General features: G+C 57.8%; 3 protein-coding genes. All 3 read right to left on the bottom strand.

Annotation, left to right across the window (positions count from 1 at the left end; all coding sequences use genetic code 11):
* Window positions 1-201: 201 nt before the first annotated feature.
* From G6O68_RS31710 to G6O68_RS31700, 3 genes are read right to left on the bottom strand one after another with little or no spacing between them, the layout of a single operon-like run.
* Window positions 202-894 carry a hypothetical protein gene (locus G6O68_RS31710; RefSeq protein ID WP_165253742.1) on the bottom strand — a complete coding sequence of 231 codons (693 nt, stop codon included), beginning with the start codon at window positions 892-894 and terminating at the stop codon, window positions 202-204.
* 22 nt (window positions 895-916) lie between these two features.
* Window positions 917-1339, bottom strand: a complete 423-nt coding sequence (locus tag G6O68_RS31705) for a type II toxin-antitoxin system VapC family toxin (RefSeq protein ID WP_165253740.1) — start codon at window positions 1337-1339, stop codon at window positions 917-919.
* Entirely contained in the window at window positions 1336-1575 is a 240-nt protein-coding gene (locus tag G6O68_RS31700) for a type II toxin-antitoxin system prevent-host-death family antitoxin (RefSeq protein WP_165253738.1), read from the bottom strand. Before G6O68_RS31700 ends, G6O68_RS31705 begins: the two co-directional genes overlap by 4 nt.
* Window positions 1576-1826: the final 251 nt, after the last annotated feature.

Below are 1826 nucleotides of genomic sequence, written 5' to 3'. Positions count from 1 at the left end.
TGCACGGTGGTGTCGTTGACCAACACCAACGTGACGGACGGCCCCTCGATGCTCAAGTCGCGAGGCGGGCAGGACTTGCCGTTACCTTAATGGCGTTCCAGGATAACCCCCTCTATCCTGCACAGCATGCTTGAACGCTCATCGCGTTCACATCGCCGTCGTCCTACATATCCGCCGCAATTCGATGGCCTCCCGACGCGACTAATTGGAATCGTCTTGCGTGTAGTAATTTTCGTACGTGGTGCGTGAAGCCAGAACCTCCCGGTATACCTCGTTCTCTTGAAGGACGCGGACGAATTTGTGAATGGCTTCGCAGAAGCTCTCAGTGAGTCCGAGAGGGTCGGGATAGAGGACGGCCACGTCTCGCTTGTTCTTGAGCTTCGTGTACAGCTTCCCGTTCTTATCCGCCCCCGAATAGAACTCCTTGACGAACTCCTGGTCTATTACGACCGAGTACTTCGACGCGTCGAAGACCGGCATCCCCTCTATGAAATGGGCCGGGTGGTGTACGAGCAGGAAAGCCTTGGGGTGCTTAATGAAGTTTGCCCATTCGTGCACGTTTATAAATGCAGAGAAGTGCTTTTTCCTGTGTTCCTCGGGCAGCTGGATGATGTCGAAAATCTCGTACGCACGCTCCACGAACAGGTACAGCTTGAGCAGGTAGAACGACATCGATTCTGCGACGTCGGTGAACTGGTCGAAGTCGGACAGGTGATTGTTTATCCACGCGGTCACATCGGCGAAGTTGCATCCGAGGCAATTGTGGGAGCCTTGGTCGAACGAGCCGAAGGTCTCGTGCAGCTGACACACGATTGGTTCCCCTTCCTGGGGGTAGATTTCGCGGCCGAACACCTCAAGGCTTCGCTCGAATCGTTCTTGGAGAAAGGATTCCATCGACTCTGCTCCGACTCTCGGTTCATTTGTCTTGCCATGGGTCGACGACCAGTGCCCCGGACGCGTCGAAGTGCTTCGTGTTGCGGGTCATCACGTGCAGGCCATGCCGGAGAGCTATAGCCGCAAGTAGACCGTCGACGCCTGGAACGACGACTCCCTTTTTCTGAGCCCGTGCGGTCAGCTCGCCCCAAATCCTCGCGGTTTCGGCGTCGAGCGGTAGGATGCGTTCGTCGAACAGACTCTCGAGGGAGACGAGCCAGGAGGATAGGGTCTTCTTCTTCTTCCCGGGGGCAAGCAGGGCGATGCCTTTGACGATTTCGCCCAGCGTAAGGACGCTCAGATAGAGGTCCTCGTCGGATATCTCGGCCACGGCCGTCTTCACGGCCTGACTTCCATCCGGCTTGCGAATCTCGGCGAGCGTGCAGGTGTCGAGCAGAACCTTCACAACTCGACGTCCCGCATCGGGCTCTCGTCCCGTTCGAGGTCGAGCCCCTCGAAGGAAGGCCCGCTCATGAGAAAGTCCTTGAAGCTCTGACGCTGGCCGGTCAGCTCCGCATACTTCTCGGCCGACACGACGACGACGGTGTCGTTTCGTCGGGTGATGGTCTGCGGCCCCTCGGAGAGGGCGAGGTTCACCACCTCGCTCAATCGATTCTTCGCTTCGGCGAGATTCCAGGTCATCGGACGCCTCCATAACAGCTAGCTAGTCTAGCCATCATCTCACATCCACGCGGTTTGGGCAAGGATGAAGTTTGTGCAACGGCCTGTTGCACAAACCAGCTCGAGGCCACTTCAGGCCCCCTGCCCCTGAGACCGATTACCGGACATAACGCCGAACGCCACTAAGCCAACGCCAAGGCTTGGCAGCATAGAGACTTGAGCGTCGGAGGGCCGTCCGTGACGTTGGTGCTGCTCAGTGACACCTTCGTACG

This window comes from Paludisphaera soli (genome assembly GCF_011064595.1).
Classification (GTDB): Bacteria; Planctomycetota; Planctomycetia; order Isosphaerales; family Isosphaeraceae; genus Paludisphaera; species Paludisphaera soli.
The sequence above is the reverse complement of the archived record's forward strand: the minus strand, read 5'-3'. Positions and strand labels throughout refer to the sequence as shown.

Excerpts from the sequence above, each read along its gene's own strand:
- G6O68_RS31710 (WP_165253742.1), bottom strand. The coding sequence starts at position 894 with ATGGAATCCTTTCTCCAAGAACGATTCGAGCGAAGCCTTGAGGTGTTC.
- G6O68_RS31700 (WP_165253738.1), bottom strand. The coding sequence starts at position 1,575 with ATGACCTGGAATCTCGCCGAAGCGAAGAATCGATTGAGCGAGGTGGTG.